Origin of the sequence: Paraflavitalea pollutisoli (assembly GCF_029360705.1) — a bacterium.
GTDB lineage: Bacteria > Bacteroidota > Bacteroidia > Chitinophagales > Chitinophagaceae > Paraflavitalea > Paraflavitalea pollutisoli.
Map to the genome: position 1 here is coordinate 1,064,213 of NZ_JARKMX010000001.1, position 26,135 is coordinate 1,090,347.

The 26,135-nt window shown below is 51.1% G+C and carries 21 protein-coding genes; 14 read left to right on the forward strand and 7 right to left on the reverse strand.

Annotated features, from left to right (window positions below; genetic code table 11):
* Positions 1-2 precede the first annotated feature (2 nt).
* The 3 genes from P2W70_RS04410 to P2W70_RS04420 all read left to right on the forward strand — a co-directional run bounded on the left by P2W70_RS04410 (position 3) and on the right by P2W70_RS04420 (position 7,090).
* A complete protein-coding gene (locus tag P2W70_RS04410; RefSeq protein WP_276480210.1) occupies positions 3-2,885 on the forward strand; it encodes a TonB-dependent receptor in 2,883 nt (960 codons plus the stop codon).
* 149 nt (positions 2,886-3,034) lie between these two features.
* A complete protein-coding gene (locus tag P2W70_RS04415) occupies positions 3,035-4,453 on the forward strand; it encodes an arylsulfatase (RefSeq protein ID WP_276480211.1) in 1,419 nt (472 codons plus the stop codon).
* Between the two features lie 168 nt (positions 4,454-4,621).
* A complete protein-coding gene (locus P2W70_RS04420) occupies positions 4,622-7,090 on the forward strand; it encodes a glycoside hydrolase family 31 protein (RefSeq protein WP_276480212.1) in 2,469 nt (822 codons plus the stop codon).
* A gap of 33 nt (positions 7,091-7,123) precedes the next feature.
* Here the strand turns inward: P2W70_RS04420 and P2W70_RS04425 are convergent, their stop codons facing one another.
* Positions 7,124-7,441, reverse strand: a complete 318-nt coding sequence (locus P2W70_RS04425; RefSeq protein ID WP_276480213.1) for a hypothetical protein — start codon at positions 7,439-7,441, stop codon at positions 7,124-7,126.
* 538 nt (positions 7,442-7,979) lie between these two features.
* On the opposite strand from P2W70_RS04425, the gene P2W70_RS04430 reads away from it, so the two are divergent.
* Positions 7,980-8,231, forward strand: coding sequence for a helix-turn-helix domain-containing protein (locus P2W70_RS04430; RefSeq protein WP_276480214.1), 252 nt, complete (start codon positions 7,980-7,982; stop codon positions 8,229-8,231).
* Here P2W70_RS04430 and P2W70_RS04435 read toward each other — a convergent pair.
* Together P2W70_RS04435 and rpiA are read right to left on the reverse strand one after the other, a co-directional pair.
* A complete protein-coding gene (locus P2W70_RS04435) occupies positions 8,224-9,681 on the reverse strand; it encodes an aminotransferase-like domain-containing protein (protein WP_276480215.1) in 1,458 nt (485 codons plus the stop codon). The two genes, P2W70_RS04430 and P2W70_RS04435, sit on opposite strands and share 8 nt — an antisense overlap.
* Positions 9,682-9,787: 106 nt before the next feature.
* Entirely contained in the window at positions 9,788-10,486 is a 699-nt protein-coding gene (rpiA, locus tag P2W70_RS04440) for a ribose-5-phosphate isomerase RpiA (RefSeq protein ID WP_276480216.1), read from the reverse strand.
* A gap of 187 nt (positions 10,487-10,673) precedes the next feature.
* On the opposite strand from rpiA, the gene P2W70_RS04445 reads away from it, so the two are divergent.
* The 4 genes from P2W70_RS04445 (at position 10,674) to P2W70_RS04460 (ending at position 16,060) form a co-directional block, all read left to right on the forward strand.
* On the forward strand, positions 10,674-10,955 hold the full coding sequence (locus tag P2W70_RS04445; protein ID WP_276480217.1) for a zinc ribbon domain-containing protein: 282 nt from the start codon (positions 10,674-10,676) through the stop codon (positions 10,953-10,955).
* Positions 10,956-11,184: 229 nt separating this feature from the next.
* The gene (locus P2W70_RS04450) at positions 11,185-12,600 is read left to right on the forward strand and encodes a chloride channel protein (protein ID WP_276480218.1); all 1,416 of its coding nucleotides are present in this window, start codon (positions 11,185-11,187) and stop codon (positions 12,598-12,600) included.
* Between the two features lie 61 nt (positions 12,601-12,661).
* Complete coding sequence (locus tag P2W70_RS04455) at positions 12,662-12,835, forward strand: DUF6728 family protein (RefSeq protein ID WP_276480219.1); 174 nt, start codon at positions 12,662-12,664, stop codon at positions 12,833-12,835.
* A gap of 252 nt (positions 12,836-13,087) precedes the next feature.
* Positions 13,088-16,060, forward strand: coding sequence for a PQQ-dependent sugar dehydrogenase (locus P2W70_RS04460; protein ID WP_276480220.1), 2,973 nt, complete (start codon positions 13,088-13,090; stop codon positions 16,058-16,060).
* Between the two features lie 74 nt (positions 16,061-16,134).
* On the opposite strand, the gene lpxB is transcribed toward P2W70_RS04460, so the two are convergent.
* From lpxB to surE, 3 genes are all read right to left on the reverse strand, one after another.
* Positions 16,135-17,277 carry a lipid-A-disaccharide synthase gene (lpxB, locus tag P2W70_RS04465; protein WP_276480221.1) on the reverse strand — a complete coding sequence of 381 codons (1,143 nt, stop codon included), beginning with the start codon at positions 17,275-17,277 and terminating at the stop codon, positions 16,135-16,137.
* A gap of 132 nt (positions 17,278-17,409) precedes the next feature.
* Positions 17,410-17,718 (reverse strand): hypothetical protein, encoded by a 309-nt coding sequence (locus tag P2W70_RS04470; RefSeq protein WP_276480222.1) that lies wholly within the window; start codon positions 17,716-17,718, stop codon positions 17,410-17,412.
* Positions 17,706-18,491: a 5'/3'-nucleotidase SurE gene (surE, locus tag P2W70_RS04475; RefSeq protein ID WP_276480223.1), complete on the reverse strand. Its 786-nt coding sequence runs from the start codon at positions 18,489-18,491 to the stop codon at positions 17,706-17,708. The genes P2W70_RS04470 and surE overlap by 13 nt, the downstream gene beginning before the upstream one ends.
* Positions 18,492-19,071: 580 nt before the next feature.
* On the opposite strand from surE, the gene atpG reads away from it, so the two are divergent.
* The 3 genes from atpG to lysA all read left to right on the forward strand — a co-directional run bounded on the left by atpG (position 19,072) and on the right by lysA (position 22,476).
* The gene (gene atpG / locus P2W70_RS04480; protein WP_276480224.1) at positions 19,072-19,953 is read left to right on the forward strand and encodes an ATP synthase F1 subunit gamma; all 882 of its coding nucleotides are present in this window, start codon (positions 19,072-19,074) and stop codon (positions 19,951-19,953) included.
* A 40-nt stretch (positions 19,954-19,993) separates the two neighbouring features.
* Complete coding sequence (gene scpB / locus P2W70_RS04485; protein ID WP_276480225.1) at positions 19,994-21,172, forward strand: SMC-Scp complex subunit ScpB; 1,179 nt, start codon at positions 19,994-19,996, stop codon at positions 21,170-21,172.
* 89 nt (positions 21,173-21,261) lie between these two features.
* Positions 21,262-22,476: a diaminopimelate decarboxylase gene (gene lysA / locus P2W70_RS04490; RefSeq protein WP_276480226.1), complete on the forward strand. Its 1,215-nt coding sequence runs from the start codon at positions 21,262-21,264 to the stop codon at positions 22,474-22,476.
* 58 nt (positions 22,477-22,534) lie between these two features.
* On the opposite strand, the gene P2W70_RS04495 is transcribed toward lysA, so the two are convergent.
* Entirely contained in the window at positions 22,535-23,113 is a 579-nt protein-coding gene (locus P2W70_RS04495; protein WP_276480227.1) for a hypothetical protein, read from the reverse strand.
* A gap of 403 nt (positions 23,114-23,516) precedes the next feature.
* On the opposite strand from P2W70_RS04495, the gene P2W70_RS04500 reads away from it, so the two are divergent.
* The 3 genes from P2W70_RS04500 to P2W70_RS04510 are packed head-to-tail and all read left to right on the forward strand — an operon-like array spanning position 23,517 to position 26,125.
* Positions 23,517-25,121, forward strand: coding sequence for a C1 family peptidase (locus tag P2W70_RS04500; RefSeq protein WP_276480228.1), 1,605 nt, complete (start codon positions 23,517-23,519; stop codon positions 25,119-25,121).
* Between the two features lie 19 nt (positions 25,122-25,140).
* Complete coding sequence (locus P2W70_RS04505; protein WP_276480229.1) at positions 25,141-25,638, forward strand: thioredoxin family protein; 498 nt, start codon at positions 25,141-25,143, stop codon at positions 25,636-25,638.
* Between the two features lies 1 nt (position 25,639).
* Positions 25,640-26,125 carry a DUF4442 domain-containing protein gene (locus P2W70_RS04510; RefSeq protein ID WP_276480230.1) on the forward strand — a complete coding sequence of 162 codons (486 nt, stop codon included), beginning with the start codon at positions 25,640-25,642 and terminating at the stop codon, positions 26,123-26,125.
* Positions 26,126-26,135 lie beyond the last annotated feature (10 nt).

The window sequence follows — 26,135 nt, forward strand, 5'->3', positions numbered from 1 at the left end:
GCATGAAGTTACTGGTCCTTGTCTTAACGGTTTTACTGACGAGCCCGGCCCTTGTTGCCCAACAAAAGGTCAGTGGTAATATTAAAGGTAAAGTGGTAGATATATTGAACAACCTACCCTTGCCCGATGCTACAGTGACCGTCATGAGTAAAGAAGACTCCGCTTCCATCGGCTTCGCCGTGGCAGATAAAACCGGATCATTCGAGATCAAAAATATACCCGGTGGTAGTTATCTCTTCAGCATCAGCTTTACCGGATATGCTACTTACAATCGTTCTATAGACATCACGGCCACTAAGCCAATGATCGACCTCGATACGATCAAGATGCAGACCGATACCAATATGCTGGCCAGCGTGATTGTAACGGTGCCTCCTATTACCATTAAGAAAGATACTGTCGAATTCAGGGCCAGCGCTTTTAAGACCAAACCCAACGCCACCGTGGAAGATCTGTTGAAAAAACTACCGGGCGTGGAGGTCGATAAAGACGGTAACGTTACTTCTCAGGGTGAAAATATTCCCAAGATATATGTAGATGGTAAAGAGTTCTTTGGCAACGATCCCAAGCTTGCCACCAAGAACCTGACGGCCGAAATGGTAGAAAGTATCCAGGTATTCGACGACATGAGCGACCAGGCCAAGTTTACCAAGATCGATGATGGCAGCCGCCAGCGTACCATTAACATTAAACTCAAAAAAGACCGGCGCAAAGGCTTGTTTGGCCGTTCAACGGTGGGGGCGGGTACCAGCGATCGCTATACTGCGAATATTTCGTTGAACGCCTTCAATGAAGATCAACGGGTGTCGATCGTTGGTGGCGCCAACAATGTCAACCGGCTCGGCTTCAGCTCCAGCGACTTGGTGAGCAGCATGGGCGGTATGGGAGGGTTTTCGGGTGGCGGCGGAGGTGGTGGTCGTGGAGGCCGCGGTGGTGGAGGTGGCGGTGGTAGTGCCGGCAATGGCAATACCAAATCCTGGAACCTGGGCGTCAATTACCGCGATGATTGGGGCAAGAAAATGGAGTTCTCCGGCAACTATTTTGTATCCAAAACCAGTACCATCAATCGCAGTACGAGCCATCGGCAAAACCTGTTTGCCAACGACTCTACTTCTGAAAGCGACGAACAATCTTACACACGCAACGATAACCTCAACCACCGTTTTGGACTGCGTTGGGAATACCGGATCGACAGCATGAACTCCATCCTGTTGACGCCTACCTTCAATATACAACAGTCTGAGTCGGAGAGCTTCGACTCCATCATGACGGTGGCCGTGTCGCCCAAGACCCGCTACAAGGCCATCGATGGTACCAGCCTGCGCACCAACGAACGCGATGGCGTAAGTTTTAATAACAACCTCTTGTTCCGTCACCGGTTCCGCAAACCTGGTCGCACCTTTACCATTGGATGGACCACCGCTGTCAACGACAGCGAAGGCAACGGCTACAATACTTCGCCTTATAACTATTACAACCCCGATAGCACGCTCAATTATATCCGGGATCAGCGTCAGCAAAACAACCAGCTGACCACTTCCTTCAACAATACCGTGAGTACGTCCGTGACAGAGGCATTAGCAGAAGGGCAGGTGCTGGAATTGAACTATGCTTATTCCGTCAATGAAAGCACCAGCGATCGAAAGGTATTTGACTGGCTGCCTAGCACCGGCGCCTATGATAGCGTGAATAAGAACCAGACCAACTATTTCGAGAATACTTTTATTTCCAGCAGGCTGGGTACCAACTACCGCGTGAAAAAGCAGAAGTACGATTTCCAGTTGGGAGGTGCCGTGCAATTCGCCACGTTGAAGAACCTGAGCCATCGGGCGATGACGGGCAAAGACAGCACGATGAGTCAGCGTTACACCAACTTTTTCCCCAATGCCTCCTTCAATTACAACCTGGGCACCCGCAAGAGTATCCGCTTCGGCTACCGGGGTAATACCAGGGCGCCCAGCATCAGTCAGTTGCAGGATGTAGTAGACCAAAGCAATCAGTTGGTATACCGCACCGGTAACCCGAACCTGAAACAGGAGTTTACCAACAACTTCAACTTCAGCTACAATACCTTCAACCTGAATAATTTCCTGTTCTTCAATGTGAACCTGAACGCATCGGTCATCAACAACAGGATTGTGAACAGCCTGGAAAAGGTGAGCAACACAGTGCAGTTGATCCGCCCGGTCAACCTCAACGGTGCCTGGAATGCCTCCTTGTCGGGTACCATCGGTATTCCCCTGGTAAAAGTGACCACGGGCAAACGCAGTCCCATGAATATCAACCTGACGACCAGCGCCCGCTACAACCGCGACGTGAGCCAGCAGGTAGGGGTAGTGGGGTACAATACCACGACCGGTTTGGGAGAGCGGATTCGCTTCGATTACAATATTCCCGACAAGCTGGATGTGGGCGCCAGTGCCAACTTCAACTACAACGATGCACGGTATGGTTTCCAGGCTAATTCCAATAACCGGTATTTCAACCACAACTATTCGCTGGATGCTACCTATACCTTCCTCAAGCGTTTCATGGTGAGTGGCGATTTCGATTACCTGGTCAACACCGGCCGCGCCGACGGATTCAACCAACCCATTCCTTTGCTGAATGCAAGTGTAGCCTGGGTGCTGTTCAAGAAGCGCAACGGCGAACTGCGTTTCAGTGTGGTGGATCTGCTCAACCAGAACAAGAACATCGATCGTACGATCAATGAGTATTATATAGAAGACAGCTATACAGAAGCATTGCGTCGTTATTTCATGGTGACCTTCATGTACAACCTCAACCGGTTTGGTGGCAGAAACAATCAGCAACGTGGCGGTGGTGGTGAAATGCGGAGAGGTGGCGGTCAGGGCAATGGCGGCGGTGGCGGAAGACGTTTCTAAAAGATGGACGAGTACATACAACGAAGGCCCGGCAATGTTGCCGGGCTTTTTGCTGTCCGGAAAGCGGCTGTAGAGGTTGGCAGGTAATGATTGCACAGGATGCTCGTCGGTTTCGTTTCGTTATCTTGCGATCGTTACAATCAACCTCCATGAAAAGAACGTTTGCTATCTTATTGCTGACTATAGTAACGGTTGTTGCTGCTGCGCAGCGCACCACGACCAGCCGGCGCCCCGTCAATATCATTCTCATCGTGGCCGATGACCTTGGTTATGGAGACCTGGGCTGCTACGGACAGCAAAAGATTGCTACCCCTCATATTGACCGGTTGGCGGCAACCGGCATGCGGTTCACCCAATTTTATGCAGGCACTACGGTCTGTGCACCTTCCAGGGCCAGCCTGATGACGGGCATGCATACCGGCCACGCGGCCATACGCGGCAATCGCGGCTTCAAACCGGAAGGGCAATTCCCGCTCCCTGATTCGGCCTTGACAATCGCCAAAGTATTGAAGAAGGCTGGGTATACCACCGGTGCTTTTGGTAAATGGGGTATGGGCTATCCTGGCTCCGGTGGTGCACCGCTCAAGCAGGGTGTTGACCGTTTCTTTGGATACAACTGCCAAACGGAAGCCCATAATTATTATCCCGATCATTTGTGGGACAATGACCAGCGGGTGGAATTTCCCGGTAACCGTACCAGCGATTCGCTGTACTCGGGTGATAAGATACATGCCGAAGCCATGAAGTGGCTCCGGGCCCAGGGTAAAAAACCTTTCTTTCTCTTTCTGCCCTATACCTTACCACATGGCGATCTCGATGTGCCGCGTGACAGCGTTTATCGGCGTTATGTACAGTTGTTCAATGAGCCGCCACTAAAGGCATCAACTGTTTCGAAAGGCAGGTTTGAGCCTTACCCACATGCGGCCTTTGCAGCCATGGTAACCCGGCTCGATCGTTATGTGGGAGAAATATACCAGTATGTACAGCGAAGCGGCCAGGCCGACAATACACTGATCATCTTCACCAGTGATAACGGACCCCATAAAGAAGATGGCGGTGATCCGACATTCTTCAATGGCAATGGCGGTTTACGGGGTATTAAACGTGACCTGTATGAAGGGGGGATTCGGGTGCCCTTTATCGCCAACTGGAAAGGGGTAGTACAGCCAGGTACGCAACAGGAACAACCGGCCGCCTGGTGGGATCTTTTCCCTACTTTCAGTGAGCTTGCCCTTATACTCGTATGGAAACCGATCGATGGCCTCTCTATCGTGCCTGCCCTGACCGGTGGTGTGCAAGCTCCGCATCCATACTTCTATTGGGAGTTTCATGAGCAGAACGGTAAGCAGGCGGTACGCTGGGGTAAATGGAAAGGCGTGCGGTTAAATGTATCGAAAGAGGCTGATGGACCCATCGAGCTCTATGACCTGACAGTGGATCCGGCCGAGCAACACAATATCGCGACGGCTCACCCCGATATCGTTCAACAGATTGCTGCGTACATGCGTGAAGCGCATGTGGCAGATGTTAACTGGCCCTTGTTGCCAGGCGAGAAGAAAACGGAATAGGGTGTATGGAAGAAGGGTGGCAGATCATTGATTGCAAGAGTAACTTATACCAGCGTTGAAAATAACTTCCAGGCAAAAGGCCGTCCTGTAGCTACAGGATGGTTTTGCCCCGCGCTTCAGGTACATTGCAAAACCGGCAATAAGCCCTACTTATAAATCAACGATTGCATGTTTACCAGGATACTGCTTGTTTGCTTGCTGCTCGCTTCGTACCAAATCCTCTCCGCCCAAACCGGTATTGGCACGCTACAGGGCAGTTATACTAAAAATGGCAACTCGGTACAATTCAAAACATCTACTGCACAGTTAAGATTGGAATTCTGTACACCGGCGATGGTGCGCATCCGCAGCAGCTGGACGGGGTCATTCGAAGCAAACGAATCCCTGATGGTAGTACAGTATGCATGGCCATCGGTGGCGGTACAGGTAAAAATCCAGGCCGATCATTTCCTGGTGACAACAGCGCAGTTGCAGTTGCGCGTATACAAATCGCCGGCGCGCATCGATATCTATACGGCCGCCGGAAAACTATTGTCTTCCGAAAAAGTAACCACCGCCAAAGGTGGCCTATTCCGCAACGCAGATACAGTGGGTTGCACCAAACAATGCCAGCCCGATGAGCAGTTCTTCGGATTTGGCGAGCGTATGGATTTCCTCAACCGGCGCAGTAAAAAACTAACATTGAATGTTGGCCGCGGCAAAGGCCTGCCGCATGCCGTAGGTGCTTACAATATCCTTGAAGCCAATTATTCGCCCGTGCCTTTCTTCCTGAGCACGCAGGGATATGGCATCTTCTTCCACAACTCTTTTGCTACCTCCTGGGATATGGGGGCTACGCGTGATGACGAATACCGGTTCGCTGCCGCTGGCGGAGAATTGGATTACTACTTTATCTACGGCCCCAGGTTTCCGGCCTTGTTGGAGCAGTATACAGCCCTCACAGGAAGGTCGCCGTTGTTGCCGCGCTTTGCGTTGGGTTTGCATGTGGGTACGTATTCGGGTGGTACTTGGGGGCATGAGCAACTTACTTCCGATCGCTATGTGATCGAACTGGCGAGGAAGCTGCGGGCCATGGGTATTCCTGTCGATCTGCTTTGGCTGGATTCTACCTGGCGCATCTTCGGTAAGAATGGCGGCAAAGGTGCTACATCTTTTGAATGGCGGGAGACGTTTGCCGATCCCAAAGGCATGTTCGACAGCCTGTATGCCATGGGGTACAATATGGTGGGATTGCATCTGCGGCCTCGGTTCGACAATGGCAACAAGATCCGGCTGCTCGATACCGCCCAGCAACTGGGTTTTACCTATCGGGAAGGAAACTACGCAGGAGAGTTCGTGAACTACTTCGATAGCAATGCTGTGAATTTCTGGTGGCAGCGCGGTGTAATGCGGGTGGCATCGATCGGCGCCCGGTTCCTTAAAACAGATGAGGGGAGTGCCTTTGGTCACCTGGCCAATGAAAGCGACAAGACCGGGCCTACCGGTAAAGCGATAGAGGGGCTGCACAATGTATTCCCGATCGCTTATGCCAAAGCGCCTTACGAAAAATTCCAGCAATACAACGGCGTCCGCGGCCTGAATCAAACCCGGGAAGGGTATGCTGGCATACAGCGCTACCCCTACATCTTTGCAGGCGACTGGCCCAGTGAATGGCAGTATTTCCCGGCGGTCATCAAGGCGGGGCTGAATATTGGATTGTCGGGCGTAGGGTACTGGGCACACTGTATGGGTGGGTTCGAGCACAATGCCGATCCGGAACTATATATACGCTGGTGCCAGTTTGGTATGTTGAGTCCGATCGCTACGGTATTCGGTATGGACCATCCGGGTTATAAGGAGCCTTGGAACTATGGGGCCGACGGGTTGAGAAACTTTAAAAAGTACGATTCGCTGCGGTATACCTTGTTGCCTTATCTGTACGGCAGTGCCTGGCAGCAATACAAAACGGGGATGCCGTTGATGCGGGCATTGGTGCTCGAATACCAGGAAGATAAAAATGTACACGAGATCTGTGATCAATACCTGCTGGGCGACAACCTGATGATATGTCCCGTCACCACCAAAGGGGCGCAAACGCGCACCGTGTACCTGCCCGAAGGTGGCTGGTACGATTTCTGGACCGGTAAATACTATACCGGCCGTCAATACTTACATGTAGTGACGCCACTCGATACCATGCCGATGTTTGTAAAAGCCGGTGCTGTATTACCGCAGCAGGAGCTGATCCAATACGACGGACAGAAAACGATCCGGCAACTTCAGCTGCAGGTATACCCCGGCAATGGCCGGTTCGATTGGTATGAGGACGATGGGAAGAGCCTGGAGTACCAAAAGGGGGATAATGCGGTTACCCCTATCACCACTACCGCGGCGGGCAATACCTTGCGGTTGACAATAGCTGCGCCTGTTGGTAACTACCAACCATCCATCGATACCTACCTGGTCAGCTGGAATGGCGTTGGTAAACCTGGCACGGTGACCGTAAATGGTCAGGCGTTCAAGGCTGGTACCACTTCGGTGGGTAACGATGCAGGCAGCTACTACTATGATGCAGCAGCCAGAAAAATCACCCTGCTATGTCCACGCGCAGTGAGTACACCTGGTAGCCCGTTGAACATGCAGATAGTACTGCAATAGCGGCAATGCATTGTCCAGCCAAGCTGCACCATATTATTCAGCAGCCTGTGATGTTTTGGGTGGTGTCGGTTTGCCAGGCGTACGCTGGGCGTTGAGTATATAGATCGCCTCCAGCAGCCCATCGATATTTTCATAAAAAAAGAACAGGTTACTGCGTTCCTTGCCCTGATCATACTGGCTCGGGCTTTTACCCAGTGCGGTAACCAGCCATTCCCATAACATATCCTGTGCCTCCGGCAGATGGTAGTTGTCACAAAACTCGCCGATCACGCCCAGGGGGCTTTTGCCCGACTTGGTTACAGGCTTCTTATCGGCTGCCGGTATGCTACGACGTTGATTCTTTTTCGGCATGGACAATAATTTTAAGATAGTGTACGGTTGAGCGTGGCGATGGCTAGGTAGCTTTGAATAAGTTGGGTCTTTTGATTGATGTCGTACATGGTCGGGATAATAGGTTTTAAAAAGAAGGGCTCACCCTTGCTTCAAGTCATGAGCCCCCAGAGCCTTAAACCAGTAGTGATAAAAGAACAGCTCGCTACAATATGGTTTGATATACCCGGGTGTTATGACATTGCATAACAGGTCCACTAACGGCAATGCCGAAAGAGAAAATCAGGTCGCAAACTTATGATGGTGTATTGGTTGGGTTGCCCGGATATTGGAACATCCTGAAGCAGTATAACGAGATCAAATATACGGTAAATATTATGTTGCGGTATCAAATTACCGCAACTTTTTTGAAGAAAACCTGCCTTTTCTTCAAAACTCCAGATTATAGCTCATAATTAACGCCCACGCCTACCGCTTTCGGGTATGCAGGTGGGTATGCGCAAGTCTTATTGTCATTTACATCGGTTTGTAGCGTATCTTTAATCAGCATATAACTAATATGGCCACCAAAAAGAAAACGCCCGTCAAAACATATAGTAAGCTGAATATCGATTTTGGCGAGCACCTGCGTTCCTTACGAAAAGAAAAAGGGCTGAGCTTGCGCCAAATGGAAGAACAATGCGACCTCGACAACAGCAATATCTCCAAGATCGAAAATGGTAAATTCGATATCCAGCTATCCACCATCGTAGAATTGGCCAAAGGACTGAATGTTCATCCCCGCGAATTATTGGACTATCGCTTTATTTAATGGCCGATCGGGCCACCATTTTACGGATAATGCTGCCCAGCGTTTTGAGGCCGCTCTCGACCTTTTCATTCCACGGGCTGCCATAGCCAATGCGGAGGTAGTTGGAGTAATTACTGCCGATCGAAAAAATGCGCCCCGGTGCAATGGAGATATGGTGTTTCAGCGCTTCTGTACACAACTCATAGGTGTCGATGGCTGCATTCAGCTCTACCCACAACACAAAACCACCCTGCGGCCGGGATATCCGCGTGTCGTCCGGGAAGTGCTGTAAAATGCCCTGTATATACCGCAGACTTTGTGTATGCAAGGCCTTTCGCAGGTTCTTGAGATGGTATTCGTACCGGCCAATACTGAGAAAATGGGCTACTGCTACCTGTGTGAGGGTAGGACTGCTGATGGTATACATTTGCTTCAGGGCGCTTACCTTGTCCAGAAACCGGCCCGGCAATATCCAGCCGATGCGGTAACCGGGCGCCAATGATTTTGACAGCGAAGAGCAATGGATCAGCAGTCCCTGCGTATCATAATACTTACAGGTCTTGGGCCGGTGGCGACCAAAATACAACTCTCCATATATATCATCTTCGATCAGCGGGATCTGGTGTTGCTGAATGATCTCCACCAGCCGTTTCTTGTTTTCGTCGGGCATACAGCTGCCAGCCGGGTTGTTGAAATTAGGCACCAGGATCACTGCCCGGATGCCCAGTTTGTCGATCGCTTTTTCCAGGCTGGCCAGCTCCGGACCCGTTTCCGGATCGGATGGTATCTCCACCACTTTCAGACCCAGGCATTCAATGATCTGGTAGATGCCAAAATAAGCAGGCGACTCGACAGCCACGGTGTCCCCAGGCACTGTGACGGCCCGCAGGCTCAGTCCGATGGCTTCCATACAACCGCTGGTCACCACCACTTCGTCGGGCGCAATGCGACCGCCCCAATTGAAGGCAAGTTTGGCAATCTGCTTGCGCAGCTCCGGATTGCCTTGGGTATCTTCGTAGCCAATGCAGTGGTCTTTCCCATTGCGCAAGGCATGGACCACCGATTTGTTCAGCTTGGCAGTCGGCAGCAGTTCGATGGCAGGCGCTGCCAGGGCGAAGTTGGTCATGTCTTCCGCCGTGATGCGGTGCAAGACCTGTTTGATCATTTCCTGCACGGTCACCTCCGCCGGTACCGGCTCGTGTCGTATCATTTGTGGTACGGCCGGGAAACGCCGGTGCGTAAATCGAACATAATAGCCCGATTTGGGCCTCGACTCGATAAGGCCTTTGCCTTCCAGGTGATAATAGGCCTGAAAGGCAGTGCCCATGCTGATGCCATATTCTTCACTTAATACACGTACCGAGGGTAGCTTGTCGCCGATGCGTAACACGTCGCCGGCAATCATTTTTTCGATACCGTCAGCCACCTGGAGATAAAGATGCTCGTCGGATGTAAACACTGCTTTGCCCATATACTGACAATCTGATCTAGTCAAATATAATAAAATTCAAACCATTCAGATCTGATCCAGTCGGTGGCAGATCGGGAAGGGGGCTTTTGAAACAGCTGGTGTTGCGCTACGGGTTCGGTCGGTTAAAATGGTGGGTCTTTACCGAGCCATCCGGATAACCGATGATAGACTGGGTGGCCATGTCAATAAACAGGCCATTGTCGACAACGCCTGGGATGGTGTTTAACAGGGTATTGAGGAAGGCCGGGTCTTCGATCTGCTGGAAATGAACATCGAGAATATAATGGCCATGATCGGTAACCAGCGGCTGCTGGTCTTTCAGGCGCAAAGCACTCTTTGTGCGGTACAGGGTTTCAATACGCTGTTGAACCTGTTTCCAGCCAAAAGGAATGATCTCTACGGGCAAGGGAAAGGCGCCGAGTTGAGAAACGAGTTTGGTGTGGTCGGCGATGATCACCAGTTCGCGGGAGGCAGCTGCCACCATTTTCTCCTGCAGCAAGGCGCCGCCACCACCTTTGATCAGTTGGCCTGCCGGGTCAATCTCATCGGCGCCATCGATGGTCATGTCGATGTTGTCGACCTCGTTGAGCGTAGTCAGAGGGATAGATTGTTCAGCCGCCAGTTGGGCAGTATGGGTAGAGGTGGGCACACAACGGATATCCAGGCCAGCTTTTACCTGCTGTCCCAAAGCCATGATCAGCCAGTAGGCCGTAGAGCCTGTTCCAATGCCAACCGTCATGCCGGACTGCACGATCCGGGCCGCAGCTTCGCCGGTAATTTTCTTGATATCGTTGGGGGAAAGCATACCCATATTATTTAAAACTACTAAGGTACTGGTTTGAGGTCGTTTTCTTTGCCGGTGGGTTTCAGGGAGATAGGTTTAGGTTGGATGATCTTGTGCGGCCTATGGCAGGGTGGATAAAAACAAAACCCGCATCTGGCGCCATTTTCAGCGGAATTCGGTAACTTAGAAATAGTCAAATTATAAGGCTATGGAACGAATGTACAAATACTGTCAGTCTTGCGGAATGACCATGAAGCGGGATGAACACGGTGGCGGTTCCAATGCCGATGGCAGCAGGAATACGATGTACTGCAGCCATTGTTATCGGGATGGGCGTTTCACTGTTCGCAACATTACCGTAGAAGACATGAAAACGCGGGTCAGGGGCCAATTAAAAAGTGTCGGCTTCCCCGGGTTTGTCGCTTCCTTTTTTACCCGCAACCTGCACAAGCTGGAGCGATGGAAGATCCACACCATGGCGGTGGAGTAATACAGGCAACCCTCAGCTACGATCTTTGCCTCCCTTTAAACTGCCCCTGATGGGCAGGTGACCGTGCTTTTTCCTCTCCCTAACGCCCGTTCATTAATCCCATTTTTAGATTATTCTAATACTGTTTTAATCTGTTGCCCGGAGCTTGCAGCTTCATCTCCTGTCTGCCGGGCCATTACTGCGGGTGGTGATCAGCATGTCTCTTTGTCGCCCGGCTAATATTAATTATATGATGCCACTCGTGTCACGGGTCCGTGCCCGGTTAAAGCAATTATTCGACAAGATCCACAACGATCATATTAAACGCAACCTGCTGCAGGCAATCCCCTTCTGGATTGGTTCGTTGATCACCGGCCTGGTGGCGGTGGGGTATGCACTGCTGTTTGGTTGGGCCGAAGAAGGGGCCGCATGGATCATTCATCACCACGGTGGGTGGATGCTGATCGTAACGCCCGCCTGCTTTGTAGCTGCGTGGTGGCTGGTAGCGCGGTATGCACCCTATGCACGTGGCAGTGGTATTCCGCAGGTCATTGCTGCGGTAGAGCTCACCAATCCTAAAACCAACGATAAGGTAGGTCGCTTGTTGAGTCTGCGCATCATCGTCGTCAAGGTCATCTCCAGCGTGATCATGGTCGTAGGGGGCGGTGTAGTGGGGCGCGAAGGCCCTACCATCCAGATTGCCGGCTCCATCTTCCGGAAAGTGAATCAGTGGTTGCCCGAATGGTGGCCAAGGGTATCCCGCAGAAACATGATCAAGGCGGGGGCGGCAGCGGGACTGGCAGCAGCCTTCAATACACCCCTTGGCGGATTGGTCTTTGCCGTAGAAGAGCTAACCAAAACGCACATCAGTTTTTTCAAGACAGCCCTTTTTACAGCGGTGATCATCGCCGGACTTACTGCCCAGGGATTGTTGGGCCCTTATCTGTACCTGGGTTATCCAGATGTAGCACACCTCTCTTCCTGGTTGTTCTTTATTACGATCCTCGTGGCCGCTATCGCCGGACTGTGTGGAAGTGGTATGGCAAAAATCATTTTGTGGGTGCTGGCCTGGGTGCGTAGCTTTTGCAGCCATCGCAAACATATCTTGTATACGGTACTCTGCGCGCTGATCGTTGCAGGGGTAGGCATTTACTTCGACGAACGTATGTTTGGTTCGGGCAAGGAGATCATGACACATGCTTTGTTTACCCCCGATAAGGAATTGCCCTGGTATGTGCCCTTGTTCAGGATGGTCGGTTCGGTATTGTCCTTTACTACCGGTGGGGCCGGTGGCGTGTTTGCACCCGCACTTGGCGCCGGGGCAGGCGTAGGATCGGTGATCGGCAGCTGGTTTCACCTGGCAGATGGTAACATGAATGTCATCGTGCTGGCAGGCATGGTGGCCTTCCTCACAGGTGTAACCCGCACCCCCTTCACGTCGTTTATCCTGGTACTGGAAATGACCGACCGGCACAATGTGATCTTCCACCTGATGCTGGCAGGCATGGTGGCCAGCCTGGTATCTTACCTGGTCGATCGTCATTCGTTTTACGACCGGCTTAAGCACCTCTACCAGAAAGAGCTGCTGCATGACGAAGAGCCGGTGACAACCAAAACTATACCAGTAACGAAACAGGTAAAAGACCGGCCTGATCCGGGTATATGATCAGCTCACGGAACGGTAGCTGGCTCGAATGCAGTAACTTTGTAGCTCAACAGCATTTTCTATGGGTGTTCTGAGACAGTTGGCGGAGTATTTCTACATTAAGAAAAGAGATCCCAATGCGCCACATACACAGTGGATGAAATACATGCATGGGATCAACCGCATCTCCTTATTTATGTTCCTCGTGGCAGCGATCATTGTCCTCCTCAAACTGTTTGTGTTCAAGCGTCACTAGCGATATCTTAATAAGATTTTAATCTCCTGATGTTGGGTGGCATCTGTTTTGCTATCTAACATATTAATCTACACGAAATGAAGGTTATGTAGGTGAATTCATGTAGTTTTGCCCCACCCCTCGCACTGAATCGTAGTTCCCATCCCAATATCCTTTGTAACGACTACCTCTGCCACAATCTAAAGTCTAACTGAAACTCCACCAGTCATTTTACTCGTGAACTACCATTAACGTTCAAAACTGTTATTCCGCATGAAGACTATTTACAAATGCCTATTTGTATTATGGGCCTTGCTATGTGTTGGAGGCAACCAGCTAAGCGCCCAATCCTTTCCCGCAGGCTTTCAGGCTACCAAAGTAGCTGATGGCCTGAACCCTACTGAAATGAAATTTTCGCCCGATGGACAGTACCTTTTCATTACCGACAAAAACGGAAAGGTATTCCTCGTCGAAAATGATGTGCTGCAGACAAAACCGTTGCTCGACATCTCTGCCAGCATTATCGTCGATGGTGAAAAGGGACTCACTCACCTGGCGATCGATCCCGACTTTGCCACCAATCAGTATGTGTACCTGTATTTCACGTTGCCCTCTGCGCGTAACCGGATCAACCGTTACACCTTCGATGCAGCAGCAGATACACTGAAAGATCCATTTACACTGATGTCTACACAAGCCATGGTGGGGCCCATCCATACAGGAGGTGCCATGAATTTTGGTGCAGATGGAATGCTCTATGTGGCCACTGGCGAATCGAGCCATCCCGACTATGCACAAAACTTCAACAGCCAGCTTGGTAAAGTGCTCCGGATGCACAAAGATGGGCAGATCCCAACCGACAATCCTTTCTACAATGTATTGGCCGATAGCCTGCGTTACATCTACGCACGGGGCCTTCGCAATCCCTATGCGGCCGACGTACATCCCGTTAGTGGCCGGTATTTTATCTGCGACGTAGGGCAGAACGATTGGGAAGAGATCAATGAGATCAAGGCAGGCAAGAACTATGGCTGGTCGGTAGTGGAAGGAAAGATCCAGCCCGGTACAACCCCTCCCGATGAATACGTCGATCCCCTGTTCGTGTACAACCACAGCGTAGGTTGTGCAGTAGTAGGAGGCGTGTTCTATGCCCCCAACAATCCTTCCTTCCCCGTACAATACCTCGATAAATTCTTTTACGGCGACTATTGTAACCAGTCGATCAGGATCATGGATCCCGAGACCAACCAGTCGCTGGGCATCTTTGGGTCCAACCTGAAACGTCCAGTAGCCTTTGCCGTGAACCCCACGACCGGTATCTTCTACTACCTCGACCGGGGTGGTTTACCACAAACCGGTGAAGAAGCGGTAGACGGTATCTTGTGGAAAGTAGAATACACCGGTTCGCTCGCGCCCGTGATCGGCGCGCAGCCTGCTACCACCATCGGTTCGGTAGGTGGATCGGCAAGCTTTACAGTCGTTGCCAATGGCCTCGGACTTACCTACGAATGGTTCAAGGGTGGTGTCGCCATCCCCAATTCGGATACCTCGACCCTGGTATTGAACAACCTGGTATTGGTTGATAGCGGCGCTGTGATCACCGTGAAGGTGGTCAACAGTTTTGGTGATGTCACCAGCCAGGGTGCTATACTCCGGGTTACCCAACGCCAGCCCCCAACACCGGTAATCAGCCTGCCGGCACCTGGTTCCACCTACGTCGCCAATTCAACCATGGTATACAGCGGTTCGGCGACAGATGCGGTAGATGGCACGGTACCCAGCAATAAACTGACCTGGAAGATCGATTTCCACCACGATACACACTACCATCCGGGCCTCGATGCCACCGCCGGAAACGTAGCCACTGGTAATTATTTCATTCCCGGCAATATCGAAGTGTCGGATACCGTATGGTACCGGGTGTACCTGACGGCAGAAAACAGCCTGGGGCTTAAATCCACCATATATAGAGAAGTGTATCCGCAAAAAGTTGACCTGCACATTCGGGCGATGACAGGCGGCCGCCTCGCAGCCATACCGCTCAATATGGATGGCACCATCACGACACCCAATGTCGATAAGCCCAGTGTGAAGGGCGTGGCCAGAAGTGTGACCGCACAGGCAACCTACCTGCTCAACGATACCCTGTTCACCTTCCAGGGCTGGGGCAATGGCAACACCAACCCGACCTTGAATATTATCACCCCCAATGCCGATACCACTATTGTGGCCAACTATGAAAAGACAGCCGTCTTCTCAGGTGAAGGTCTTACCGGGGAGTATCGCACCAATAACGACAAGTTCACCGGCGTACCAACTGTGACACGTATCGATACCGCCATCGACTTCGATTGGCCATATCCCACACCGCCGGCGCCAGGTGTAAGCCCCACAAATTTCACCGTACAGTGGAAAGGCTATATTCAGCCAAGGACCAGCGGCGAGTATACCTTCTACCTGCGCAACAAACAGAGTCAGTCGCGCTTTATCATCGATGGAGATACGCTGATCTCGAGATGGCCTGGTGGCACCGTACAACCTACAGAAGGGAATATGATGCTGGTGGCCGGACGTAAATACCCCGTACAGATCGACTTCTGGGCCAACTACAGCGGTAGCCCCGATATTGAACTGGAGTGGTATGGACCACGCGTATTCCGCCAGATAGTGCCCATCACCTCCCTGTATGCAGTCGATGCTGCGCTGCCGGTGATCTTTACCGACTTCACCGTACAGCCCCAGGACAATAAACTGCAACTGATCTGGAAAGTAGACCAGGAGGTAAATGTGAAAGGCTATGCGGTAGAGCGTATGCAGGTAGGCACCGGTGTGTTTGAGACCATTGCCTTCATCAATGCGGCCGGGCGGAATCAATACAGCTTCACCGACGCAACGGCAAAGGCCAATACCTTGTACCAGTATCGCATTCGGGAAGATGACCTCGATGGACGTCCTACTTATTCGGCGATACGGTCGGGCTTATTGTCGGGCAGCGTTGAGTTGGATTTCACCATCGTACCCAACCCGGTAAATTCTATCCGGCGCGTACAGTTGGTGTTCACGCAAGCCCTTGGTCAGGCAGAGATCCAATTGCTGTCTACAGATGGCAGGGTCTTGTTGACCAAACGCACAGGCAATAGAAGCCAGTCGTTTGACCTGCCTTTGACGGGTATTCCTGCGGGAACCTACTACATCAAAGTGGTGCATGGACGTAGCCACCTCGTAAAAAAACTGTTGGTGCAGTAACGATACAAGGACTTATAAAAGGAGCGGGCTTTCAACCATGGTTGAAAGCCCGTTGCTTTTATATCGCTCAAAATTTAAGACGCTTGCAAATAACGCACAATGCTGGCAGCCGCCTGGGCAGACGCATGGCCACCCTGTGATAGTAAGGCTTTCAGCGCAGCATAGTCGGCCGACAGCTGCTGACGCCGCTGAGGGCTGTTTAAAAGTTCATTCAGCTCCCGCTCCAGGTTGGCAGGGGTCAGGTCGTCTTGGATCAGTTCCTTCACCACCAGCTTGTCCATGATCAGGTTTACCAGCGAAATGTATTTTACCTTGACCAGTCGCTTGGCGATCTGGTAAGAAATATTGCTGCCCTTGTAGCAAACAACCTCCGGCACGCCAAAGAGCGCCGTTTCCAACGTAGCTGTACCCGAAGTCACCAGCGCGGCTTTGGACTGCATCAGCAAATGATAGGTCTTGCCGCTCACTGCCGATACGTTGGGGTGACCAGCCAGCAAGCCATCGTAAAAACTATCTTCCTGCCCGGGCGCCTTAGCCACCACAAACTGCAGGTGACGGAATTGTTTGCTCACCTCGAGCATGATCGGCAGTTTTTTCAGGATCTCCTGCTTACGGCTGCCCGGCAACAAAGCCACGATAGGCAGATCGGAGAGGGGGTGACCGTTGGTGGTCGTCAGTGCAGTCGGCTGCTGGGTGGCGTTCGCCTGTCTTTCTTCCACCACTTCCACCAAGGGGTGCCCAACATATTCCACTTCCCAGTTCCATTTGTCACGATAATAATCTTTTTCAAACGGCAGTATCACCAGCATCTTGTCGATGCATTGCTTCATTTTCTTGACCCGGTTTTCCTTCCAGGCCCATACCTGCGGAGAAATATAATAGATCACTTTGATGCCCTGCTCCTTGGCCCATTCTGCAATGCGCAGGTTAAAACCCGGGTAGTCGATCAATACCAGGGTATCGGGTCGGTTGGCCAGGATATCCTCCTTGCAAAACTTCAGGTTCCGCAGAATGGTTCCCAGGTTCATCACCACCTCGACAAAACCCATAAAGGCCAGGTCGCGATGATGTTTCACGAGCTTGCCGCCGGCGGCTTCCATCAGGTCACCTCCCCAGCAGCGGATATCTGCCTGGGAATCGAGCTTTTTCAGTTCTTTGATCAGGTTACTTCCGTGCAGATCGCCCGAAGCTTCACCAGCTATCATATAATATCGCATACTAAGCTATAGGTTTCAGGTGCAAAGTAAGTAAAAGAAGCATCGGTCAAAGGTCCGGCAAAAAAGGATTGGAGATAAAACAGGCAGCAGCGCCGTCACGAATAACGGGCTCTCACAGGGGCATGGCAGACTTTAAAGCGCAAATTTCAATAGCATCGCACCTATGGCGTACACCAGGGTGATCGCAAAGATGCCTTTGGCGGTCTTGTCGCGGCGGGTATTGATGTAAACAGTGAAAAGAGCAATATTCAGCAGCAGGCAGGGAACAGAGATAGCCGTTACCTGGCTTTTATTGGTGCTGACGAAATGCAGGAAATCACTCACCGTAAAATACGTGGAGAATTTGGCAAAATAGTAGATCACCAGACTGAGCAGCGGTGCAATAAAGCCAAGCAGGATACCGAAGCGGAGGTTGTCTTTCTTGAACATTAGAATTTCCACATTTTTTGCAGTTTGTCTCTAAGAACGTAATTCGTGAGATCAAATTGTACGGGTACTACGCTAACATAATTATTTTCAAGGGCCCAGACATCCGTATCCTTACCCTTGTCGAAGTTGACGAACTCACCGGTCAGCCAGTAATATTTCCGGCCATTGGGGTCATTGCGTTCAATAAAATCTTCTTCATATTTGGCATAAGCCTGCCGGCAAATACGAATGCCTTTGATGAGCGATTCGTCGACGGCCGGGAAGTTGACATTAAGCACCATATGCTTGTCTGCCTTGCGTTTCAACATTTGCTCTACAATGATACGGGCATATTTACGCGCGGCGTCGAAATTGGCCTCGATGCTGTGGTCGAGCAGGGAAAAGCCGATAGAAGGAATGCTTTCAATGGCCGCTTCAACGGCGGCAGACATGGTACCGGAATAGATAACATTGATAGAATGGTTGGCGCCATGGTTGATCCCGCTGATGCAAAGATCGGGTTTACGGTGCAGCACTTTGTCGACGGCCAGCTTCACGCAATCCACCGGCGTGCCGGTACACTGATAGGCTTCAATGCCATCAAAAAGGGGCACTGCCGTCAAGCGCAAGGGCTGACCGATGGTAATGGCGTGGCCCATGCCCGACTGGGGCTTATCGGGTGCTACCACTACGATCTTACCGAGGTCTTTTACCGCTTCTACGAGGTTGCGTATGCCCGGGGCTGTAATGCCATCGTCGTTGACGACCAGGATTACAGGTTCTTCTTTTTTCTTCGCTTTGGCCATAACTGATATTGAACAGGTAACAAAAGTGCTGAATATTTTCGGTGGCACAAAAAGAAACCAGCGTTCCTGATTGAATAACAACGCAAAAGCGTTGATTGGTACATCGGATTCGCCGCGGAGCATCCGGTCAGGCAGTAGCCTTTATCACGTATAAACGCAGTGCAGTCGACGACGTTCGCCGCCCCCACCCATCAACACACACGCGACCATTACAGACGTTCACAAAGCCATATCGGACGGACCGAACCCGGAAAACCAGGCAGGCCAGCCGATGGGAGCGGCATGGCGCCAGCCCCTGCAGGGCTACCGGGAGTCCTGCAGGGCTGGCTCATTATTTATTGATAATGAATTGTATAGCTTGTCTTCTTGACGTTCACCTCGACTGTTTGAAGCTGGTTTCCAACCCCTCCGGCCACCAGCCCCAAGGCTGGCAACCACCCACCGGCTTACGGAAGCCGGAATTTTCCACAGCGGGATGGAAATCCGGACGCTATGCGCTACCTTTGCCGCCGATTAAAAAAGGCTATTGGGTTCCTCCGGGAAGCCTTTATTGTAAAGCAAACTTTTCAACCCTCCATACATGGCAGGCCAATTAAAAGAAGTACGTAACAGGATCAAATCGGTACAGAATACGCAGCAGATCACCAAAGCGATGAAAATGGTTAGTGCTGCCAAATTGCGTAAAGCTCAGGACGCTATCATCCAAATGCGCCCCTACGCCCGCAAATTGCAGGAAGTATTGAGCAACATCGTAACCAGTGCGGAAGGAGAAGTTGGTAGCAACCTGGCCACAGAGAGACCCATTGAAAAAGTATTGCTGATCGTGATCACCAGCGACCGTGGTTTGAGCGGCGCCTATAACGCCAACGTGATCAAGCTGGCAAAAACCACGATCAAAGAAAAATATGCCGACCAGGCTGCCAAAGGCAATGTGCAGATCTGGAGCATTGGTAAGAAAGGCTTCGAGCATTTCTCCAAGAACAAGTTCAATGCAGACGAGACCTACAAAGATATTTTCCTCAACCTCACTTTCGAGAACGTACAGGCCTGCGCACAAGCAGCCGTAAAAGCTTTTGAAAACGGTCAGTTTGACGTCGTAGAACTCGTGTACAGCGAATTCAAGAACGCAGCTACCCAAAACTTCGTTCTCGAGCGTTTCCTGCCCATCCCCAAAGTGGAGCAGAAAGCCGGCGCCAAGAAAAGCGACTTCATCTTCGAACCTTCACAGCAGGAGCTGATCGCCGAACTGATGCCGAAGATCCTCAACACGCAATTGTTCAAGGCAGTGCTCGATGCACACGCTTCTGAACATGGCGCCCGTATGACAGCCATGGATAAGGCGACAGAGAACGCCAATGAAATGTTGAAAACCCTCAAGATCTCTTACAACCGTGCACGCCAGGCAGCCATCACTACCGAGCTCACAGAGATCGTAAGTGGTGCAGCAGCCCTGCAGGGATAATTCATCATTTTATTGTTTTTTGCGTCCATAAACTGCCAGCATGGAAATCGGACATCTTATACCACATATCGAGGCCCTTATTTTTGCCAGCGATAAGCCCCTGACCGCATTGGAGCTAACCGATCTCATCAACAATGCCTTTGGCTTTATGGAGGATAAGATCGTGCTGGACCAGGTAGAGGCAGCCATCGAGGGCGTAGTAGAAAAATACAGATCAGAGTTCTATCCTTTTGAGGTCAAGGAAAGCGGCGGAGGCTGGCAATTCCTGACCAAGAGAGATTTTCATAAAACCGTTGCCCAGCTCAATGGAGAGAAGTTCCTCAAGCGCCTGTCTTCAGCCGCCCTGGAAGCCCTGTCCATCATCGCTTACAAGCAACCGGTTACCAAGGCGGAGATCGAGGCCATTCGCGGCGTAAGCAGTGACTATGCGATCCAGAAGCTGCTCGAAAAAGAGTTGATCGTGATCACTGGCCGCAACGAAGCCCTGCCAGGCCATCCGCTGGTATATGCCACTTCCAAGAACTTCATGGATTATTTCGGCATCAACTCACCCGAAGACCTGCCCAAGCTCAAGGAAATATTCGACGAAAACTTGGTAGACGCCACAAGGGTCGACGATGCCGTCGCACAACAAACTGCCGGCGACGCCGCAGCAACGGAAGAAGATGCCAACCTCGCCGTAGGCGAGAACGGTGAGCTCATCGAAGGCAGCACAGGCCCCCACCTCAATGGAGAGAAGATCGACTTCGAGACGGGAGAGGTCCTGGAAGAAGGCACAGAACAATCCGCCACCGATGACTTGTCGGAAGAAGAAGCCGGCGAAGAAGAGGCAACTGACGACGAGAACGCAGCCGACGAGCTAGCGGGCGACGAAGAACTGGCCGATGAAGAAGCCGGTGAAGACGAAGGAGAAGAAGCAGACTACGACCCCGCCAGCGAAGACGAGGAAGAAGAGGCAGCAGCCGAAGAAGAGGACGAAGAAAGCGAGGAAGAAGAAACGGAGGAGGACGTAGAGGCTGAGGACGACGAAGAAGATAACGACGACGAAGACGAAGCGGAAGATGCCGGGGACGACGAAGAAGAGGAAGCCGACGACGAAGCCGGTGATGAAGAGCTGGCCGATGAAGAAGCGGGAGAAGAGGAAAGCGACGACGACGACCAAGACGACGAAGGAGATCAGGACGAGGAAGAAGACAAAAACAAGTCCGACCGTTCCTAGGGACCGGAAGCGATGATAAAATATAGTTTTTTAAGATGTAGATGTCACGGCCCGGCCGTGACATTTTTTTTACAGTATATTCGCACACTATGTCACAGCAACTCACGAAGGAATATATAGCCCAACTGGCCGCAGAGTTCGGCACCCCCCTTTACGTATACCATGCAGAAAAGATCAAAGAACAATACCAGAAACTGACGACCGCCTTTAGCAAAAGCAATACGGTTTTCTTCTACGCCTGCAAAGCCCTCACCAATATCAATGTACTCAAATACGTTTGTTCATTGGGTGCCAATGTAGACTGTAGCTCGATCAACGAAGCCAAACTGGCCCTCCATGCCGGTTTTCCGCCCGAACGTATCCTGTATACCTCCAACGGTATCGCTTTCAGCGAAATCGCTGAAGCCAAAGAATTGGGCATCATCATCAACATCGATAGCCTCTCCAACCTCGATAAATTTGGCGAAGCTTACGGGCATAGCTATCCGGTAGGGTTACGCCTCCGGCCCAATATCATGGCAGGTGGTAACCTGAAGATCTCTACCGGCCACGACAAAAGTAAATTTGGCATTCCCGTCGACCAGATCGACCAGGTGCTCGCGCTTGTAAAAAAACACAACCTGCGCATCAGTGACCTGCACATCCACACAGGTAGTGAGATCAAAGATGTAGAAGTGTTTGTAAAAGGTATCGAAGTATTGTTCAATATCATTCCCCACTTCAAGGAACTGGAGTTCATCGACCTCGGTGGTGGATTCAAGGTGCCCTATAAAGACGGTGACGTAGAAACGGATATCAACCTGCTAGCCCAAAAGGTCAATGAAGCCTTTGCAGCACACCCCAATCCGGGTGGTCGCCCCTTACAGGTATGGTTCGAGCCCGGTAAATTCCTTGTCAGCGAATGTGGTTATTTCGTAACGCAGGTCAATGTGATCAAAGAAACAGCGGCCGCAACATTCGTCAGCGTAGACAGCGGATTCAATCACCTCATTCGCCCCATGTTTTACGATGCCTATCACCACATCGAAAACATCAGCAATCCCACGGGCGAACAGAAGAAATATTCCGTTGTCGGTAATATCTGCGAGACCGACACTTTTGCCTGGGATCGCACCCTGAACGAAGTACGGGAAGGAGATTACCTGGTATTCCGCAATGCCGGCGCCTATGGTTTTGAAATGTCATCCAACTTCAACGCCCGCTACAAACCAGCCGAAGTGTTGGTGATCGATGGCAAGGCACATTTGATCCGCAAGCGGGATGAGTTCAACGATCTGCTAAGAAACCAGATAGAAGTCTTATAACAAGATAAAAAGCGGGTCATGCGACCCGCTTTTGTTTTATACATGGTTATACTTTCCCTTAAGGCAAATAATTGTAATCGATCTTCACGCCCCGCAATAAACGAACATCCTCTTCTGTTGGCTTGCCGGTACCGTATATTTCGATAAAGTACAGGTACTTGTCTTTGATCAGTCCACCAGCATCGAAATGATCGATCAGCTTCGCCGCATAGTTATCGGGCGCCAGCGTAGCGGGCGGTAAAAAGTCAATGGTCACTTCCACCTCACCACTGGGACAACGATGATCGATGCTTTTCTTCAGGATGAAGAATTGCATATCCTCGTGTCCGGTATTTTTATAATACACCGTCACAGACCGGATCACCGCATTCACCGGCAATGGCAAAGCAGCAGTCAATCCAGTACCGGCCATGACCGTTTGACGTCCATCCTGAAAATGATCGATATAGCCCAGTGAGCTATCGGCCGGGAAAAATACCCTCGAGTCGAGGTAAACGGTGTGTGCACCCTTGCTTCTTACAATGGCAACGGGTTTTAGTGTTTTCGTGGAAGTGGGCCTGGCAGTTTTTGAAGCTGCAGCAGCTTTAGGTGGGGCTTTCTTCGCTGCTTTCTTGGCAGTTTTCTTCTTGAGCGCCATGGTACTAATTTTAGGTTATAGGTCAATGAGTTCGCAAGTTACCTAGATAGTAAGTCGCAGGAAATACCACTATGTGGTAAAAATCAAGCCGTAAATTCCTTGATATGCCATTCAATTTTAATGCTTACGCCTGCCTGCTGCCAGAATGATTGATATACTACCCAAATCCATTAGTCCCTTCTTTGCGTATATACTATTGTTTACAGTTATCGATGATCTTTACTGCTGGGTTTTCAAAAGGGCTACGCCATCTGCGTGGTCCTTTTTTGTTAAGCGATAGGGAGAAAGCTTACCTGGTCAACTTCTGTCATGGTCAACCCGTTATCCGGTCCTATTTGTTATTTTCTTCATGTAGCGTTGCCGAAATCTTGGTATTTTTAGTATAGAACCAAAAACTGTTTCTATGCCTATTCGTATGACCGACGATCCACAGGATCAGCAGGATAATAGTAACGACAGCGGTGGTGGTGGCCGTTCCAATTTTCCCGGTGGTGGTGGTGGAGGCGGAGGCCTGTTTGCCTTGTTGCCACTGCTATTGGGACTATTTCGTGGAAAAGGAATACTGCTTTTATTGGTCATCGGTGTGGGTGCTTATTTCCTGCTGGGCAGGGGAGGCGGCGGTTGCAACCTCGCACAAATGGCGCAGCTGGCTACGGGAGGATTCCTCGACCCACGCCAGTTCGAAAAAGCCAACATCTACGAGCCCCTGGCCGAAGACGATACCAAGAATCCACTGCCGGAAAGTGCCAACCTGCAAAAGTTTGCTCCCGCTGTGGGCAACCAGGGCGAACAGGGTAGCTGTGTAGCCTGGAGCAGTGCATACGGCGCACGTACCATCCTCGAGTCAGCCCGTACCGGACAATCGGGCAATGCCTTGCGTTTCAGCCCCTCCTTCCTGTACAACCAGATCGGCTTACAAGGCTGCCAGGGTTCCTACATCATCCGGGCCATGGAATACATGACGAAGCAAGGCTCCGTGGCCTACGATAAATTCCCCTATACCGACCAGGACTGTACACGCCCGCCGGGTTCAGACCTCATACAGGAAGCCGGCGAGTTCAAAATGCGGGGCTTCAACCGCCTCTCACAGGGCGACCGTACAGATGCCATCGACCTGCGCGCCATCAAAGAAAACCTCGCACAGGGAGCCCCCGTTGTCATCGGCATGATGGTAGGGCCCAGCTTCATGCAGCCCATGCAGGGACGTGACCTCTGGGAGCCTGAACAAGGCGATGAATCGCAAATGGGCTTTGGTGGCCACGCTATGTGTGTGGTGGGCTATGATGACCGTCGGCACGGAGGCGCCTTTCTCCTGATGAATAGCTGGGGACCAGAGTGGGGCAACAATGGATTTGCCTGGGTACGGTACCGCGACTTCCGGATATTCGTGCGGGAAGCGTACGGCCTCGAACCCATGAACAAGGTAGGGGCAGCCGCCAACCAGCCATTTGAATGCGAGATAGGCCTGGTGCCCGTAGCAGAAGAAAACGGTAGAATGGTGTCCAAAGGTTATGTACCCTTACGGCACAACAGTCAGAATGTTTTTGAAACGGTGAGCCCCATGCAGCCCGGTACCCGCTTCAAAATAGAAGTGAAGAACAGTACCGAATGTTATATCTATGTGTTTGGCAAGGAAACGGATGGCACCAGCTACACGCTGTTCCCGTACCCTTCCAAAGAGGATCCCACCAAAACCAAATACTCGCCCTTCTGTGGCATCACCGGCTACCGGCTGTTCCCGAAAGACAAAAGCATGACCCCCGACAGCATTGGAAAGCGTGATGTGATGGCCGTCGTCGTGAGTAAAGAACAGATCGACTGGCATGCCCTCAATGAGCAGATCAGCCGCAATCCCTCCTCCGATTATGCTTCGCGGTTCGACAATGCCTTAACGCGCAAACTTATCCGGGACGTAAAATTTGATCATACCGGTAACGGCAATATCCACTTTAATGCCGGTGGGGCCGACAACCAAATGGTAGCGTTCATCATAGAAGTAACCAAATAAAACTGATAAATTCCTTTACATGAAACAAGTATCCGTACTGGTATTCCTCCTCGTGGCAACAGCCAGTCTGTATGCCCAGGATATGAAAAACTTCAAGCTCTACAACCCAACAGAAGATGCCGAAAAAGCCCTTCAGCAAAAAATACAGGAAGCAGGTGCCGGCAACAAACAGGTGCTGGTGCAGATCGGTGGCAACTGGTGTGTATGGTGTGCCCGATTTCAGGAATACACCACCAAAGATGCCACCATCGATTCGCTCCTGAAAACAGAATACGTGGTATACCACCTGAACTACAGCCCCGAAAACAAGAACGAAAAGCTATTGGCTAAATATGGCTTTCCGCAAAGGTTTGGGTTTCCAGTGTTCCTGATCCTCGATGGCAAAGGCAACCTGTTGCACATCCAGGATTCGGGCCTGCTCGAAGAAGGCAAAGGATATGACAAAAGAAAAGTGTTGGGCTTTTTCAACAATTGGACAGCCAAAGCGATCAACCCCGCTACCTACAAGCAGCAATAATATGAGCAATAACGCACAGGAATTTATCACGCTGATGAAGCATCCGCTGAAAAGTCGGTTCTTTCTCCTGATGAAATTGCCCGCCGCCTTTTTTTCCGGTGTACGCATCATGGAAGTATCGGAAAAAGGGTGCAAGGTCACCGTACCCTACCGCTGGTTTACGAGAAATCCCTTTCGCTCCACCTATTTCGCCTGCCTCTCCATGGCAGCCGAATTGTCGACCGGCGCATTGGCGATGATGCAGCTCTACAAACGTACCCCATCGGTATCCATGCTGATCGTAAAAATGGAATCCAGTTATCTCAAAAAGGCCACCAATATCACCACTTTTCAGTGTGAAGATGGATACGCCTTGCGCGAAGTGGTGGAACGGGCCATCGCAACCGGTGAAGGACAAACACTCGTAACACGCAGCTCCGGCTTCAACGAGCAGGGCGAATCGGTGGCAGAGTTTCTCTTCACCTGGTCATTTAAAGTAAAACGATGACCGTGCGAAC

Excerpts from the sequence above, each read along its gene's own strand:
- P2W70_RS04510 (WP_276480230.1), top strand. The coding sequence starts at position 25,640 with ATGAGCAATAACGCACAGGAATTTATCACGCTGATGAAGCATCCGCTG.
- P2W70_RS04425 (WP_276480213.1), bottom strand. The coding sequence starts at position 7,441 with ATGCCGAAAAAGAATCAACGTCGTAGCATACCGGCAGCCGATAAGAAG.
- scpB (WP_276480225.1), top strand. The coding sequence starts at position 19,994 with ATGGAAATCGGACATCTTATACCACATATCGAGGCCCTTATTTTTGCC.
- surE (WP_276480223.1), bottom strand. The coding sequence starts at position 18,491 with ATGGCCAAAGCGAAGAAAAAAGAAGAACCTGTAATCCTGGTCGTCAAC.
- lysA (WP_276480226.1), top strand. The coding sequence starts at position 21,262 with ATGTCACAGCAACTCACGAAGGAATATATAGCCCAACTGGCCGCAGAG.
- P2W70_RS04450 (WP_276480218.1), top strand. The coding sequence starts at position 11,185 with ATGATGCCACTCGTGTCACGGGTCCGTGCCCGGTTAAAGCAATTATTC.
- P2W70_RS04410 (WP_276480210.1), top strand. The coding sequence starts at position 3 with ATGAAGTTACTGGTCCTTGTCTTAACGGTTTTACTGACGAGCCCGGCC.
- P2W70_RS04430 (WP_276480214.1), top strand. The coding sequence starts at position 7,980 with ATGGCCACCAAAAAGAAAACGCCCGTCAAAACATATAGTAAGCTGAAT.
- P2W70_RS04500 (WP_276480228.1), top strand. The coding sequence starts at position 23,517 with ATGCCTATTCGTATGACCGACGATCCACAGGATCAGCAGGATAATAGT.
- P2W70_RS04445 (WP_276480217.1), top strand. The coding sequence starts at position 10,674 with ATGGAACGAATGTACAAATACTGTCAGTCTTGCGGAATGACCATGAAG.
- P2W70_RS04495 (WP_276480227.1), bottom strand. The coding sequence starts at position 23,113 with ATGGCGCTCAAGAAGAAAACTGCCAAGAAAGCAGCGAAGAAAGCCCCA.
- P2W70_RS04455 (WP_276480219.1), top strand. The coding sequence starts at position 12,662 with ATGGGTGTTCTGAGACAGTTGGCGGAGTATTTCTACATTAAGAAAAGA.
- P2W70_RS04415 (WP_276480211.1), top strand. The coding sequence starts at position 3,035 with ATGAAAAGAACGTTTGCTATCTTATTGCTGACTATAGTAACGGTTGTT.
- rpiA (WP_276480216.1), bottom strand. The coding sequence starts at position 10,486 with ATGCTTTCCCCCAACGATATCAAGAAAATTACCGGCGAAGCTGCGGCC.
- P2W70_RS04420 (WP_276480212.1), top strand. The coding sequence starts at position 4,622 with ATGTTTACCAGGATACTGCTTGTTTGCTTGCTGCTCGCTTCGTACCAA.
- lpxB (WP_276480221.1), bottom strand. The coding sequence starts at position 17,277 with ATGCGATATTATATGATAGCTGGTGAAGCTTCGGGCGATCTGCACGGA.
- P2W70_RS04505 (WP_276480229.1), top strand. The coding sequence starts at position 25,141 with ATGAAACAAGTATCCGTACTGGTATTCCTCCTCGTGGCAACAGCCAGT.
- P2W70_RS04460 (WP_276480220.1), top strand. The coding sequence starts at position 13,088 with ATGAAGACTATTTACAAATGCCTATTTGTATTATGGGCCTTGCTATGT.
- atpG (WP_276480224.1), top strand. The coding sequence starts at position 19,072 with ATGGCAGGCCAATTAAAAGAAGTACGTAACAGGATCAAATCGGTACAG.
- P2W70_RS04435 (WP_276480215.1), bottom strand. The coding sequence starts at position 9,681 with ATGGGCAAAGCAGTGTTTACATCCGACGAGCATCTTTATCTCCAGGTG.